Genomic DNA, 13276 nt, shown 5'->3' on the forward strand with positions numbered 1-13276 from the left:
CGACCGCACAAACGAAATCAGGCCGCCGAAGCAGCCTTCATTCTAGTCGGAGTGTCGCAAAATTCGGGATAGCACCCGGCTCAGATAGCGTCCAGCCCGGATTCGCCGGTTCGGATGCGGATCGCCTCTTCGATGTTGGAGACGAAGATCTTACCGTCGCCGATGCGGCCGGTCTGCGCGGCGCGGCGGATCGCGTCGATGGCGCGCTCGACCAGATCGTCGCCGATCACGATCTCGATCTTCACCTTGGGCAGGAAGTCGACGATGTATTCGGCGCCGCGGTAGAGCTCGGCGTGGCCCTTCTGCCGGCCAAAGCCCTTGGCTTCGGTGACGGTGATGCCTTGAAGGCCGACTTCCTGAAGCGCTTCCTTCACCTCGTCGAGCTTGAATGGCTTGATGATGGCTTCGATTTTCTTCACTGCGCGCCTCCCGGCCTTTCGATCAAATAGCAACGTCTTCGTCAGGATGCGCTTCTCTAACGCACGATCTTGTCTTCGCTATGCCGGGAGTCCTGACCTGTCCGGCAACAACGGCCGGCGACACCTGATAAACGCCAGTGAGCACGACAAACCGAAGCGGCTTCCTCAAAAGCAGGGTCTATGCCAAGTTGCAAATGCCCTGATTATTGGAGCGTTATCAGCCTTTTAACGAGCATCTCTGAATGGTGACGCCGATCTGCACAAAATACCGAAGACTACGAAATAGGCAAACGGTTCAATATGTGTGCAGATCCTTGTTCCCCGTGTCGGATGCGCGGGGAAGATGCCCGTTGAAAAGGCGATTGTACTAGGGAAGTGGCATGGAAGTTCTGACCAACGCCGAAATGCAGCGGGCGGACCAGCTCGCCATCGCGGCCGGCACCCCCGGCTTCAAGCTGATGCTGAGCGCGGGCCAGGCGGTCGCGGAGGCCGCCCAGGCGCTGGTGGAGGAGGGGCCGATCCTGATCGTGGCCGGTTCCGGCAACAATGGCGGTGACGGTTTTGTCGCAGCCGCCGAGCTCGTCGCCCAGGGACGGGAGGTCTCGGTGATCGCCATGTGCGAGCGCGAGCAGCTCCAGGGCGATGCGGCCTCCGCCGCGCGCGGCTGGAAGCACCCGCTGCTGCCGTTCAATCCGCAGGCGATCGGAAAGCCTGCGCTGATCATCGACGCGCTGTTCGGCGCGGGCCTCAGCCGGCCCGTCGAGGGAGAGGCGCGCGCGATGATCGAGGCGATCAACGCCAACGGCGCCGTGGTGCTCGCCATCGACCTACCGAGCGGCATCAACGGCACCAGCGCGGCCGTGATGGGCGCGGCGGTGAATGCCGCCGAGACCGTCACCTTCTTTCGCAAGAAGCCGGCGCATTTGCTGCTGCCGGGCCGGATGCATTGCGGCCGCGTGCGCGTCGCCGACATCGGCATCGATGCGCAGGTGCTGGACGAGATCGCGCCGCAGACCTTCGAGAACGATCCGGAGATCTGGGGCGCCGCCTTTCCGATACCGCGCATCGACGGCCACAAATACGCGCGAGGGCACGTGCTGGCGGTCTCGGGCGATGCCGCGGCAACCGGGGCGGCGCGGCTCGCCGCGCGCGGCGCGCTGCGGGCAGGGGCGGGCCTCGTGACGTTGGCGAGCCCGCGCGATGCACTCGCGATCAACGCGGCTGCGCTGACGGCGGTGATGGTTCGCCCCGTCGACACCGTGGTCGAGTTCGGCGAGTTGCTCGGCGACAAGCGCTACGGCACCTGCATCATCGGCCCCGGCGCGGGCATCGGTGAGCGCACTTGCGATCTCGTCCACACCGCGCTGAGCGCGCAGCGCCACCTGGTGCTCGATGCCGATGCGCTGACGAGCTTTGCCGCAACCCCCGAGCGCCTGTTCGAATCGATCAAGTCCTCAGGTGACAACGCGGTGGTGCTGACTCCGCATGAAGGCGAGTTTCCGCGCCTGTTCTCCGATCTCAGCAACAAATTTCCGGGCCGTTCCAAGCTGGAGCGCGTGCGCGCCGCCGCCGAGCGTTCCGGCGCCGTCGTGCTCCTGAAGGGGCCGGACACCACGGTCGCCGCCCCCGATGGCCGCGCCACCATCGCCGCCAACGCGCCGCCCTGGCTCGCCACCGCCGGCGCCGGCGACGTCCTCTGCGGCATCATTGCCGGCCTGCTCGCGCAGGGCGTGCCGGCGTTCGAAGCCGCCAGCATCGGCGTCTGGATGCACGGCGAGGCGGCACGCGAAGCCGGGCCGGGACTGATTGCGGAGGACCTCACCGAGACGCTGCCAGCCGTGCATCGGCGGATCTATGACGCGCTGGGGGTGGAGTATTGAGCGCTCACTCCACCGCGTACCACCGCACCAGCCGTGGTGCGGCCCAGTCGGTGGCGACGGATTCGAGAAGCCAGCGGCCGGGCGCGGTCGCCGCGAAGGCGATGCGGTGGGTCTGGCCGGGTTCGATCGCGAGCGTGTCGAGCCAATAGGGCTTCCAGCCGTCGTCGAGCTTGTCGAGCAGCCGGAAGGGGTGACCGTGCAAATGGAAGACGGTCGTGACGGGGGCGGGGTTCTTCAGGGCGAGCACGACGGTGCGGCCAGTCCTGGCCCGGAAGGCGGGGGCGGAGGCCGTGGAGAAATTCACAGGCCGCGCCCAGCCGACGTCGGGGGCCCCGAGCGCGACATCGAACCGCAGGGCGCCTCTCAAGTCGAGCCTCTCGGGAAGGTCGTTCGACGGGAGCGGCTGCGGGGGCGCCAGCGGAACGCGCCGCTCCAGCTGGTCCGAGATCTTGAGGCTGCCGATCGGTTGCGCCGCCTTGCCGTCATGCAGCAGGAACTGGGCTGATGCCGCCGCATCCACGACGGCGTCGGCCCGTGCGCCGGGCGCCAGCACCAGGGCGCCATTGCGCGCCGAAAACGGCTCGGCCGGCTGTCCGTCCAGGGCCAGCACGCGGACGTCGTAGCCTTCCAATTTGATAGCGAGAACAGTGCGTTGAGAGCCGTTGATAAAGCGCAGCCGCAGCCGTTGATGGCCCGAGGCTGAGAGTTCGAATGAAGTCTGCCCGTTGACCGTATAGAGCGGTGTCGCGTCCTTCGGGTCCTGGCCCGGTGGCACAGCGGTGCCATCCGGCCTCAGGCGCCATTCCTCGATCAAAAGCACTTCGTCACGATCGGCGGCAACCGGGCTGGTCTCGGCTGCGATGACCGGAAGCGGGCGCGCGGGATGCTTCAGGCCATCCTCGAACAGGCGGAAGTCGGCCAGCAAGGTTCCGGCGTTAGACACTGAAATAATTGACGTTTCGACCGCATTCGGTGGCGCGGGCGCGCGCCCCCGCAGCGGGTCGGTCGTCACGGGGCCGTTGAGGCCGTACCAGACTGGCGCAAGTGGCACAGGAAGGTCGTTCTGAAACACCACTTCGCAACGGTCGCCCCGCCTCAGACGGACGTCCCGGAGATGGCTTGCGGCGGCCAGCTCCCAGATCGGTGTAGCCGGCTGTCCTGGTTTGAGAGCCAGGGTGGACGCCCTTGCTTGAAGGGCGAGCTGGGCGGTCACGGGCGGGGTTGCTCCGCCCACCATCGCACCGGCTGCGGACGCTCCAAGCCCGGCCAGGAGTCCGGCCAGAACCTCGCGCCGATCGGGGTGAAAGATCCGCGGTTTCATGAGGCAATCCGGACCACGCCGCGCTGGATAAGTCCAGCCGCCGTGCCTACTTGAAGCCTGCCTCCATCAGGCCATTTTTTTGCTGCGAACAGTCAGGCACATGCTATAAGCCCGGCCGCCCGCGGCATCGCGGCCGGTCTTGATGCAACTTCACGCGGGCGTGGCGGAACTGGTAGACGCGCTGGATTTAGGTTCCAGTGACGAAAGTTGTGGGGGTTCGAGTCCCTCCGCCCGCACCAAGCGCTTATCGCGTTTGCACGGATTACGAGGGCCTGCTTTCGCGCGGATGTCTGTCCGCTGGGAGCCGGTCCGATTGAAGCACCGGCGTTGAGGCGTTTGCCTTGCGCCGGATCGATTAATGACAGAGTCCCGACGCATGCGCGCCGGGACCGAACGAGAAGAAGATTGGACGCCATGCAGGTCACAGAGACCCTCTCGGAAGGTTTGAAGCACGAGTTCAAGATCAGCGTTCCCGCGTCTGATCTCGACGCCAAGGCCGGCGCCAAGCTCGTCGACCTCAAGGACAAGGTCCGTATCAACGGCTTCCGTCCCGGCAAGGTGCCGGTCGCTCACCTGAAGAAGGTCTACGGCCGCTCGGTGATGGCCGAGACCATCGACCAGACCATCCGCGACACCAATACGCAGCTGTTCTCCGAGCGCGGCTTCCGCCTTGCGACCGAGCCGAAGATCACCATGCCGAGCGAGCAGGCCGAGGTCGAGGAACTCCTCAGCGGCAAGACCGACCTGACCTACACGGTCGCGATCGAGGTCGTGCCGTCGATCGCGCTCGCCGACTTCAAGACCTTTGAGGTCGAGAAGCCCGTCGCCGACGTCACCGACGCCGACGTCGACGAGGCCATCAAGCGCATCGCCGATACCAACCGCACCTTTGCCGACAAGGGCGAGGGCGCCAAGGCCGCCTCGGGTGACCGCGTCACCATCAACTTCAAGGGCAGCATCAACGGCGAGGTCTTCGAGGGCGGCACCGGCGAGGGCATCCAGGTCGCCATCGGCTCCAACACCTTCATTCCCGGCTTCGAGGAGCAGCTGATCGGCATTGGTGCGGGCGAGACCCGCACGCTGAAAGTGTCGTTCCCGAAGAACTACATGAACGAGAAGCTCGCCGGCCAGCCGGCCGAGTTCGAGACCACCGCGACGCTGATCGAGGCGCCGCAGGACCTCGCGATCGACGACGAGTTCGCCAAGACGCTTGGCCTCGAATCGCTGGACAAGCTGAAGGAAGCCGCGCGCGAGCGTCTGGTCGCCGAGTTTGCCGGTGCGACGCGCCAGCGCGTCAAGCGCGCCTTGCTCGACAGCCTCGACGAAGCGCATCGCTTCGAGGCACCGCCCTCGCTGGTCGATGAAGAGTTCAATCTGATGTGGAACTCGGTCAAGGCCGAGATGGATTCCGCCGGCAAGACCTTCGCCGACGAGGACACCACCGAGGACAAGGCCAAGGAAGAGTACCGCAAGATCGCCGACCGCCGCGTGCGGCTTGGCCTCGTTCTGTCCGAGATCGGCGAGAAGAACAAGATCACGGTGACCGACGATGAGGTCGGCCGCGCCGTGATCGAGCGCGCGCGCTCGATGCCGGGCCGCGAGAAGGAGGTCTGGGACTATTACCGCAGCAATGCCCAGGCGTTGGCCCAGCTCCGTGCACCGATCTATGAGGACAAGGTCGTCGACTTCATCCTCGAACTCGCCAACGTGACCGAAAAGAAGGTCTCCCGCGAGGACCTCTACAAGGACGACGAGGCGGAAAAGACCGCAGCCTAAGGGGTTGAGTCAGCCATCCATTAAGAATGATCTGCGAAGAGGCCCAGCTAGCCAGATGGCCGGCTGGGCCTCTTTGTGCGAATCAGCTTCAACTGCCCGACGGATTAAGCCTTAATGCGCTCCGCACTTGTCAGAAGCGAATTGGGCTATATCTGTCGATACGCCTTCTACATCTACCCAAGTTCCTGCATCACACGACGTCCACTCGCCCTTCCGGCAAATCCAGCCAAGCTGGCAAGCCTTCCCGGCGATGTCCGTCTCCGAAAACCCTAGGTGACTCATGCGCGATCCGGTTGAAACCTACATGAACCTCGTGCCCATGGTCGTCGAGCAGACCAACCGTGGCGAGCGCGCCTACGACATCTTCTCGCGCCTCCTGAAGGAACGCATCATCTTCCTGACCGGGCCGGTCGAGGATGGTATGTCGACGCTGGTCGTCGCCCAGCTCTTGTTCCTCGAGGCGGAAAATCCGAAGAAGGAAATCTCGATGTACATCAACTCGCCGGGTGGCGTGGTGACGTCGGGGCTTGCGATCTACGACACCATGCAGTTCATTCGTCCGCCGGTCTCGACGCTGTGCACGGGGCAGGCCGCCTCGATGGGCTCGCTGCTGCTCGCCGCCGGCGAGAAAGACATGCGCTTCTCGCTGCCGAACGCGCGCATCATGGTGCATCAGCCCTCCGGCGGCTTCCAAGGCCAGGCCACCGACATCATGCTGCACGCCCAGGAAATCCTGAACCTGAAGAAGCGGCTCAACGAGATCTACGTCAAGCACACCGGCCAGACCTACAAGGCGATCGAGGACGCGCTGGAGCGCGACAAGTTCCTGACTGCGAACGACGCCAAGGAGTTCGGCCTGGTCGACAAGGTCATCGACAAGCGCGCTGAGGAGCCGGCAGCCGCGAAGACCCAGTAACACTACTGGGATGGACGGCGATCCCTCGGCAAGCCCTGGGACCGCCGGTTACCTTTCAGGTGGCGTTCACGCTATGGACGCGTGTGCGCATCGCAAAACGCAGTTTTGCGCCCTGCGACAGGCAGAAAGTTCCGCTTTCGTGCTTGTTTTTCGTGGCAATCCAGCAACGCCGCGGTGATTTCGGTCACTTCGCCCGTGCCAAGACCGGAAATCACGGTATTGTCACGGGTAGCCGACGACCCCCGATTAGCGAATTCTTGATAGTCGGGTGACAGCATGGTTGGCTACGAATGATCGGCTATGATCGCGGAGAATCGAGCGACCGTGATTCGCACGGGATGTAATGCGTAGGGTCTTTTTTGGTACGGAATTTGCTCTACTTAAGCTTCATGCCGGCCATCGTGTCGGAATGGAGCGATCGAGCGGAACGGGATCGAACCGCGGACGGAGACATGAATGAGTAAGGTCGGCACGAGCGACTCCAAGAACACGCTATATTGCTCGTTCTGCGGCAAGAGCCAGCACGAAGTCCGCAAACTGATCGCGGGTCCCACGGTCTTCATCTGCGACGAGTGCGTCGAGCTCTGCATGGACATCATCCGCGAGGAGAACAAGTCCTCGCTGGTCAAGTCGCGCGACGGCATTCCGACGCCGAAGGAAATCTGCAAGGTCCTGGACGATTACGTCATCGGCCAGAGCCATGCGAAGAAGGTCCTGTCGGTCGCGGTGCACAATCACTACAAGCGCCTCAACCACCAGACCAAGCACAACGACGTCGAACTCGCGAAGTCGAACATCCTGCTGATCGGTCCGACCGGCTCGGGCAAGACGCTGCTCGCGCAGACGCTCGCCCGCATCCTGGACGTGCCCTTCACCATGGCGGATGCGACGACGCTGACCGAGGCTGGATATGTCGGTGAGGACGTCGAGAACATCATACTGAAGCTGCTTCAGGCCGCCGACTACAATGTCGAGCGGGCCCAGCGCGGCATCGTCTACATCGACGAAATCGACAAGATCAGCCGCAAGTCCGACAATCCCTCGATCACGCGCGACGTGTCGGGTGAGGGCGTGCAGCAGGCGCTGCTCAAGATCATGGAAGGCACGGTGGCTTCGGTCCCGCCGCAGGGCGGCCGCAAGCATCCGCAGCAGGAATTCCTGCAGGTGGATACCACCAACATCCTGTTCATCTGCGGCGGTGCGTTCGCCGGCCTCGAGAAGATCATCTCCGCGCGCGGACGGTCGACCTCGATCGGTTTCGCCGCCCAGGTGATGGCGCCGGAAGACCGCCGGACCGGCGAGATCTTCCGTCACGTCGAGCCTGAGGATCTCTTGAAGTACGGCCTCATCCCCGAGTTCGTCGGCCGTCTGCCCGTCGTGGCGACGCTGGAGGACCTCGACGAGACCTCGCTGAAGAAGATCCTGACCGAGCCGAAGAACGCGCTGGTGAAACAGTACCAGCGGCTGTTCGAGATGGAGAACATCGAGCTGACGTTCGCCGACGAGGCGCTTGGCGCGGTCGCCCGCAAGGCGATCGAGCGCAAGACCGGTGCGCGCGGACTGCGCTCGATCCTCGAAGCCATCCTGCTCGAGACCATGTTCGACCTGCCGGGCCTGGAAGGTGTGGAAGAAGTCGTGATTTCCCGCGAAGTCGTGGAAGGAACGGCGCGTCCGCTCTACATCTACGCCGATCGGTCCGATCGCGCCGTCGAGAACGCCAGCGCCTGATCCGGCGGCGCTGGAACGCTCCAATCGTACCTGCAAATTGGGCTGCGGAATCATATCTCCGCAGCCGGTGTTGCGTCGCTTACCGCGTTGCGTAAGCGCCTGATGGCGCGCGTCTTTCAATGACTTGACACCCCCCGGGTCGATAGCCACCTAATGTCGGCGGCGAGCAAAAATTCTCTTCCAGATTCGCCTCAGTTCCGATCCGGCGAGCCGGTCCAACTCGAAAGGGACCGATCGGTCTTGCGGATCACCTCGGCACCTTGTGGCGGTTGCGCGTGAGCGGAGCGGACTGCGTGCAGGGGGGCAAAGCAAAAGGAAAAGGCCATGACTAATCCAAAACCCAGGCCAACCATCGTCCATGGCGAAACGCACGCCTATCCCGTGTTGCCGCTGCGCGACATCGTCGTCTTCCCGCACATGATCGTTCCGCTCTTCGTCGGCCGCGAGAAGTCGATCCGTGCGCTCGAAGAGGTGATGAAGAACGATGCGCTGATCATGCTCGCGACGCAGAAGAACGCGTCCGACGACGATCCGGCGCCCGATGCCATTTACGAGACCGGTACGCTCGCCAGCGTGCTGCAGCTCTTGAAGCTCCCTGACGGCACCGTGAAGGTGCTGGTCGAAGGGCTCGAGCGTGCGCGCGTGCAGAAATACACCGATCGCGCCGACTATTACGAAGCGACCGCGATTGCGCTCGCCGACACCGACGCGAAGTCGGTCGAGGCCGAGGCCATGGCGCGCTCGGTCGTGTCCGACTTCGAGAGCTATGTGAAGCTCAACAAGAAAATCTCGGCCGAGGTCGTCGGCGTCGTGCAGGCGATCACCGATTTCGCCAAGCTCGCCGACACCGTTGCCTCGCATCTCGCCGTCAAGATCGCGGACCGCCAGGGCATCCTGGAGACGCTGTCGGTCACCACGCGCCTGGAGAAGGTGCTGGGCCTGATGGAGAGCGAGATCTCGGTGCTGCAGGTCGAGAAGCGCATTCGCTCGCGCGTCAAGCGCCAGATGGAGAAGACCCAGCGCGAGTATTATCTCAACGAGCAGATGAAGGCGATCCAGAAGGAACTCGGCGACGACGACGGTCGCGACGAGCTCGCCGATCTCGAAGAGAAGATCTCCAAGACCAAGCTCTCCAAGGAAGCGCGCGAGAAGGCGCAGCATGAATTGAAGAAGCTGCGCCAGATGTCGCCGATGTCCGCGGAAGCGACGGTCGTGCGCAACTATCTGGATTGGCTGCTGTCGATCCCGTGGAACAAGAAGTCCAAGGTGAAGAAGGATCTGGAGCAGGCGCAAGCCATCCTGGATTCCGATCACTATGGGCTGGAGAAGGTCAAGGAGCGCATCGTCGAGTATCTCGCGGTGCAGTCGCGCGCCAACAAGCTGACGGGCCCGATCCTGTGCCTCGTCGGGCCTCCCGGCGTCGGCAAGACCTCGCTCGGCAAGTCGATCGCGAAGGCGACGGGGCGCGAGTTCGTGCGCGTCTCGCTCGGCGGCGTGCGTGACGAGGCCGAGATCCGCGGTCACCGCCGCACCTATATCGGCTCGATGCCGGGCAAGATCATCCAGTCGATGCGGAAGGCGAAGTCGTCCAACCCGCTGTTCCTCTTGGACGAGATCGACAAGATGGGCGCCGATTTCCGCGGCGACCCGTCCTCCGCCTTGCTCGAGGTCCTCGACCCCGAGCAGAACGGGACGTTCAACGACCACTATCTCGAGGTCGACTACGATCTGTCCAACGTGATGTTCATCACGACCGCGAATACGCTCAATATTCCGGGCCCGTTGATGGACCGCATGGAGATCATCCGGATCGCGGGCTACACCGAGAACGAGAAGGTCGAGATCGCGCGCAAGCACCTGATCCCGAACGCGGTGTCCAAGCATGGCCTGGACTCCAAGGAGTTCTCGATCGACGACGACGCGCTGCTGCTTCTGATCCGCCGCTACACCCGCGAAGCGGGCGTGCGTAACCTGGAGCGTGAGCTCTCCACACTCGCCCGCAAGGCGGTGAAGGAGCTGATGATCTCCAAGAAGAAGTCGGTCAAGGTCACCGAGAAGACTCTGGAAGAGTTGCTCGGCGTGCCGAAGTACCGCTTCGGCGAGATCGAGAGCGAGCCGCAGGTTGGCATCGTCACCGGCCTGGCCTGGACCGATGTCGGCGGCGAGCTGCTGACGATCGAAGGCGTCATGATGCCCGGCAAGGGCAAGATGACGGTCACGGGCAATCTGCGCGACGTGATGAAGGAGTCGATCTCCGCGGCGGCGTCCTATGTCCGCTCGCGCGCGATCAACTACGGCATCGAGCCGCCGATGTTCGACCGCCGCGACATCCACGTGCACGTGCCTGAGGGCGCGACACCGAAGGACGGTCCGTCGGCGGGCGTCGCGATGGCCACTGCGATCATCTCGGTCATGACCGGCATCCCGGTCCGCCACGATGTCGCGATGACCGGCGAGATCACGCTGCGCGGCCGCGTGCTGCCGATCGGCGGCCTGAAGGAGAAGCTGCTGGCTGCGGCCCGCGGCGGCATCAAGACGGTGCTGATCCCCGAGGACAACGCCAAGGATCTCACGGAGATTTCCGATGCGATCAAGGGCGGCATGGAGATCATTCCGGTCTCCCGGCTCGACGACGTCGTCGTCAAGGCGCTGGTCAAGAAGCCGACGCCGATCGTCTGGGAAGAGGACACCAAGGTGACGGTGAAGCCTGACGGCGACGAAGCCGCCGGCGGCCTGACCGCTCACTAGGCCATCGCAAAAGATGATAAGACGGCGCCTTCGGGCGCCGTTTTTGTTTTGGGGCAAGGCATGCCGGTGGAGAAGGCATGGCGGTGGAGAGGGCACGGCGAAGGCGGGGGAGAGGGCGATGCAGATCGACGGGCAATGCCATTGCGGCAAGATCACCTATCAGGCCGAGGTCGACCCCGAGGCCGTGTCGGTGTGCCATTGCACCGATTGCCAGACCCTGACCGGCTCGCCGTTCCGGGTGACCGCGATCTGCGGCGCGGCGGACGTCAAGCTCACTGCCGGTACGCCAAAAATCTACGGCAAGCGCGGCGACAACGGCCGGATGCGCTTCCAGCACTTCTGCGCCGATTGCGGTTCCCCGCTGTTCACCAGCGGCGAGGGCGAGGCGGCCGATGATTGGGGCATCCGCTGGGGCTCCATCCGCCAGCGCGACAAGCTGCGGCCTGTCAGGCAGATCTGGTGCCGGTCGGCGGCGGTGTGGATCGACGCGGTGCCGCTGCTGCCGGGAAGGCCAGGGGATTGAGATGGCGCGGGCCTGGCCTGCCGAGCCGTAGCCCGCGAAGCGAGCGAAGGCTGGTGGGCGGTCACGGATTCGAACCGCGGACCCTCTCGGTGTAAACGAGATGCTCTAACCAGCTGAGCTAACCGCCCCACGGCACCTCTTTACCGCCTTGGCGGGTGCCGGAGCAAGGGCCGAGCGCCGCCCCAAATCGCAGTTTGGTCTGAGGTTTCACGCCAAGCACGAGCAGCCCTGCAACGGGCTCCGCTGCAGGGCGCGCTCTGTCATCGCGTGAATCCCGGATCCGGCCGATGGTCCATCGGCCGTGCTCGCGGGCGCTACGCCCCCTCGGCCGGGAACCCCGCCTGATTGTCAGGCCGTCTTGGTGAACATCGTCAGGACGCCGTCGGCGATGTTGATCGCGACGACTTGAGACGAGCTCAGGCCCTTGGCCTTGAGGACCGAGGCTGCCTGCGGCGTGGCGTCGATGGACTGCCGAAGCGACTGGATGTCCTTGTCGCTCGTGTGCGCTACCAACTCATCGACTTTCGCGCGCACCGCCGGCTGCAATTCCTTGACGTCGACGACCTCGATGCTTCGGATCACCGTGCTGGACTGAGCGGAGGGCTGTTCCGTGCCGGCTTGCGGCGATGCTCCCTGTGCCTGCACGAGAGCAGGTGTTCCGAGCGAGAGAGCTGCAACGATGACGGATGCGGTAAATCTGCGCATGGGCATGCCTTTTCCAGTTTGAGGAATGGCAAAACCTATCGGCGAAATCTGGTTGGCATCTGATTCCGATGTGGCCGTTCGGTGAAACCAATGCGGCCGCAATGCGCAGAGGCGAGACGCACTGCGCCGCGCTTGCCGGCGCTAAAGCTATCGTGCTGCCAAGTCCTGCTGAAGGTCCTGCCGGGCGACCTCGCCCGGGGCAGCGCCGGCGGGATGTTCGACCGCGGGCTTGGATTGACCAAGCCAGGCGCGCGGATTGGCCAGGAAGCGGGTCAGCGGCTTGACGGTGGGTTTTTCGACCAGCACGTAGACCAGCCAGGCGATCGCAGCGAGGAAGGCGGGGAGGACGAAGGCGCGGATCAGCATGTCGCCCGTGGAGTCACGGCCCACATGCGCCCAACGCAGGATCATCATCCCGACGTCCTGATGGATCAAATAGAGCGGATAGCTGATGACGCCGATGAAGGCGAGGGCGCGAAAGGCGCGCGGCAAGATGTGGTCGTAGCGCACGGCAAGATAGACGGCGGTCGTGCCGGACCACAGCAGCAGCGACCGGTACATTTCGATCGGGACGGACGGCTGCTTGACGTTGAATTTCAGGTGATAGAGCTCGACGGAGAATGCCACGAGGATTCCCGCGATCGCCTCGCCAGTGCGTCCCCTGACGAGGGCCGCGACGCTCATGCCGGCGATGAAGAACGGAAAGAAATCGTTGGAGGTGTAATATTCGGTGCTGGTCGTCAGGGTCCGGAAGATGGTCACTGCACACAGCAATGCCAGCAGGCGATGCTTGAGGCCCAATGCCATCATCAGAAAGCAGAAGACGTAGAACTGAAATTCGATCTGCAATGACCAATAGGCGCCGTCAGGCAGGTTATAGTTCACCTGCAGGACGTTGAGCGTCGGAAGCGCGATCAGCGTGTAGACGTAGTGCCCCCATTTCAGCCCGCGGCCGGGCTCGACCAGCTCGGGCGCGAGAATCTTGAACAGCGTCGTCAGGAAGCCGCAGACGATCAGCGCGGGCAGCAGGCGGCCAAGCCTCTTGGCGTAGAAGTGCCACGCCGTCTGCGACGTCTCGACGCTGAACGCGATGCAATAGCCGCTGATGATGAAGAACAGCAGGACGCCGAACGTGCCCCGGTTGAAAGCCTGCATCGGGACGAAGTGGTACAGCAGCACCCAGATGATGGAGATGGCGCGCAGGCAATCGATGCCGACCGATCGTTCCGATTTCAACGCCTTTCTCCTCTCCGGGCGACT

At 63.8% G+C, this 13276-nt stretch carries 10 protein-coding genes and 2 tRNA genes; 7 read left to right on the top strand and 5 right to left on the bottom strand.

Annotated elements, in window-relative coordinates:
* Nucleotides 1-80: 80 nt before the first annotated feature.
* A complete protein-coding gene (locus tag ML401_RS15300; protein WP_007603495.1) occupies nucleotides 81-419 on the bottom strand; it encodes a P-II family nitrogen regulator in 339 nt (112 codons plus the stop codon).
* Between the two features lie 380 nt (nucleotides 420-799).
* Here ML401_RS15300 and ML401_RS15305 point away from each other — a divergent pair, with 380 nt between their 5' ends.
* Nucleotides 800-2299, top strand: coding sequence for an NAD(P)H-hydrate dehydratase (locus ML401_RS15305; protein ID WP_285812371.1), 1500 nt, complete (start codon nucleotides 800-802; stop codon nucleotides 2297-2299).
* Nucleotides 2300-2303: 4 nt separating this feature from the next.
* On the opposite strand, the gene ML401_RS15310 is transcribed toward ML401_RS15305, so the two are convergent.
* On the bottom strand, nucleotides 2304-3620 hold the full coding sequence (locus ML401_RS15310; RefSeq protein ID WP_259206877.1) for a multicopper oxidase domain-containing protein: 1317 nt from the start codon (nucleotides 3618-3620) through the stop codon (nucleotides 2304-2306).
* Nucleotides 3621-3774: 154 nt separating this feature from the next.
* Here ML401_RS15310 and ML401_RS15315 point away from each other — a divergent pair.
* From ML401_RS15315 to ML401_RS15340, 6 genes are all read left to right on the top strand, one after another.
* A tRNA-Leu gene (locus ML401_RS15315) sits at nucleotides 3775-3859 on the top strand.
* A 175-nt stretch (nucleotides 3860-4034) separates the two neighbouring features.
* Nucleotides 4035-5396 carry a trigger factor gene (gene tig / locus ML401_RS15320; protein WP_285812372.1) on the top strand — a complete coding sequence of 454 codons (1362 nt, stop codon included), beginning with the start codon at nucleotides 4035-4037 and terminating at the stop codon, nucleotides 5394-5396.
* Nucleotides 5397-5676: 280 nt separating this feature from the next.
* Nucleotides 5677-6312: an ATP-dependent Clp protease proteolytic subunit gene (locus tag ML401_RS15325; RefSeq protein WP_063194797.1), complete on the top strand. Its 636-nt coding sequence runs from the start codon at nucleotides 5677-5679 to the stop codon at nucleotides 6310-6312.
* Between the two features lie 456 nt (nucleotides 6313-6768).
* The gene (gene clpX / locus ML401_RS15330) at nucleotides 6769-8040 is read left to right on the top strand and encodes an ATP-dependent Clp protease ATP-binding subunit ClpX (protein ID WP_018320118.1); all 1272 of its coding nucleotides are present in this window, start codon (nucleotides 6769-6771) and stop codon (nucleotides 8038-8040) included.
* A 324-nt stretch (nucleotides 8041-8364) separates the two neighbouring features.
* Nucleotides 8365-10788 (top strand): endopeptidase La, encoded by a 2424-nt coding sequence (gene lon, locus ML401_RS15335; RefSeq protein WP_194407826.1) that lies wholly within the window; start codon nucleotides 8365-8367, stop codon nucleotides 10786-10788.
* 118 nt (nucleotides 10789-10906) lie between these two features.
* The gene (locus tag ML401_RS15340; protein ID WP_194407827.1) at nucleotides 10907-11311 is read left to right on the top strand and encodes a GFA family protein; all 405 of its coding nucleotides are present in this window, start codon (nucleotides 10907-10909) and stop codon (nucleotides 11309-11311) included.
* 51 nt (nucleotides 11312-11362) lie between these two features.
* Here the strand turns inward: ML401_RS15340 and ML401_RS15345 are convergent.
* The 3 genes from ML401_RS15345 to ML401_RS15355 form a co-directional block, all read right to left on the bottom strand.
* Nucleotides 11363-11439 (bottom strand) — tRNA-Val (locus tag ML401_RS15345).
* 220 nt (nucleotides 11440-11659) lie between these two features.
* Nucleotides 11660-12022, bottom strand: a complete 363-nt coding sequence (locus ML401_RS15350) for a hypothetical protein (protein ID WP_211416785.1) — start codon at nucleotides 12020-12022, stop codon at nucleotides 11660-11662.
* 141 nt (nucleotides 12023-12163) lie between these two features.
* Entirely contained in the window at nucleotides 12164-13252 is a 1089-nt protein-coding gene (locus tag ML401_RS15355) for an acyltransferase (RefSeq protein WP_285812373.1), read from the bottom strand.
* Nucleotides 13253-13276: the final 24 nt, after the last annotated feature.

It is taken from the genome of Bradyrhizobium sp. 62B (assembly GCF_030272265.2).
Classification (GTDB): Bacteria; Pseudomonadota; Alphaproteobacteria; order Rhizobiales; family Xanthobacteraceae; genus Bradyrhizobium.

Excerpts from the sequence above, each read along its gene's own strand:
- ML401_RS15310 (WP_259206877.1), bottom strand. The coding sequence starts at position 3,620 with ATGAAACCGCGGATCTTTCACCCCGATCGGCGCGAGGTTCTGGCCGGA.
- ML401_RS15340 (WP_194407827.1), top strand. The coding sequence starts at position 10,907 with ATGCAGATCGACGGGCAATGCCATTGCGGCAAGATCACCTATCAGGCC.
- clpX (WP_018320118.1), top strand. The coding sequence starts at position 6,769 with ATGAGTAAGGTCGGCACGAGCGACTCCAAGAACACGCTATATTGCTCG.
- ML401_RS15350 (WP_211416785.1), bottom strand. The coding sequence starts at position 12,022 with ATGCCCATGCGCAGATTTACCGCATCCGTCATCGTTGCAGCTCTCTCG.
- ML401_RS15325 (WP_063194797.1), top strand. The coding sequence starts at position 5,677 with ATGCGCGATCCGGTTGAAACCTACATGAACCTCGTGCCCATGGTCGTC.
- lon (WP_194407826.1), top strand. The coding sequence starts at position 8,365 with ATGACTAATCCAAAACCCAGGCCAACCATCGTCCATGGCGAAACGCAC.
- tig (WP_285812372.1), top strand. The coding sequence starts at position 4,035 with ATGCAGGTCACAGAGACCCTCTCGGAAGGTTTGAAGCACGAGTTCAAG.
- ML401_RS15305 (WP_285812371.1), top strand. The coding sequence starts at position 800 with ATGGAAGTTCTGACCAACGCCGAAATGCAGCGGGCGGACCAGCTCGCC.